This window comes from Falsiroseomonas stagni DSM 19981 (assembly GCF_900114315.1).
In the GTDB taxonomy this organism is placed as follows: domain Bacteria; phylum Pseudomonadota; class Alphaproteobacteria; order Acetobacterales; family Acetobacteraceae; genus Falsiroseomonas; species Falsiroseomonas stagni.
On record NZ_FOSQ01000042.1, the window covers coordinates 1 to 1095 of the forward strand.

1 protein-coding gene is annotated in these 1095 nt (G+C 69.9%); it reads left to right on the forward strand.

From position 1 onward, the window contains the following. The first annotated feature begins 13 nt into the window (after positions 1–13). Positions 14–1083 (forward strand): IS630 family transposase gene (locus tag BM041_RS29665; RefSeq protein WP_092963677.1). Its coding sequence is split into 2 segments (ribosomal slippage): positions 14–503 and positions 503–1083, totalling 1071 coding nucleotides; the frame shifts between segments, so codons are not numbered across the junction. The last annotated feature ends 12 nt before the right edge of the window (positions 1084–1095 follow it).

A 1095-nucleotide genomic window follows, 5' to 3' on the forward strand; every position in this document is an offset into this window, starting at 1 on the left:
TCGGGAGGCGATCATGGTGGCGGTAGCGTTGACCCGGGATGAGCATACGGCGGCGGACCTGCGGCGGTTTGCCGCGGCCTGTCGGGACGCGGCCGCGGCGCGGCGCATGCTGGCCCTGGCGCTTGTCCTGGAAGGATTGCCGCGGGCGGTGGCGGCGGAGACCTGCGGGATGGATCGGCAGACGCTGCGGGACTGGGTTCATCGCTACAATGCCGAAGGCGTTTCCGGTCTGTCGAACCGTAAGGAGGGCGTCGGCCGCAAGCCGCTGCTGACGGCGGACCAGGTGGAGGTGGTGGCCGAGTTGGTCCGCACGGGGCCGGACCTCGCGAGCCATGGCGTGGTGCGCTGGCGGCGAGCCGATCTGGCTGCGGTGATCGAGCAGCGGTTTGGCGTGCGGCCCGACGTGCGCACCGTGGGCAAGCTGCTGCGCCGGTTGGGCTTCCGGCGGCTGTCGGTGCGGCCACGGCATCCCGGACACGACGCGGCAGCCCAGGAGGCGCATAAAAAAACTTCGCCGCCCTCGTGGCCGCCGCGATCCCGGAGCACGCCCGCGGCAAGCCGATCGAGCTTTGGTGGCAAGACGAAGCCCGCGTCGGCCAGCAGGGGACCCTGACCCGGATCTGGGCCGCCAAGGGTAGCCGGCCGCCAGCGCCGCGCGATCAACGCTATCGTTGGGCCTACCTGTTCGGCGCGGTCTGCCCCGCGCGCGGCACCGGCGCTGGGCTGGTGCTGCCGCTCGCCAACGGTGCCGCCATGACCTTGCACCTGGCCGAGATCAGCAGGCTGGTAGCACCCGGCGCGCATGCCGTGGTCACGCTCGACGGCGCCGGCTGGCACCAGACCGGCGGCAAACTGCGCGTGCCAGACAACGTCAGCCTGCTACCGCTGCCGCCTTATTCACCTGAGTTGAACCCCGTCGAGAACGTCTGGCAGTACCTCCGGCAGAACCAGCTCAGCAACCGGGTCTTCGAAGCCTACGAAGCCATCGTCGACGCCTGCTGCACGGCATGGAATGCGCTGACCGACGATCCAGCCCGCATCACCTCAATCGCCACACGCGACTGGGCACAGGTCACTGTTTAGGGGCGCCGGTAT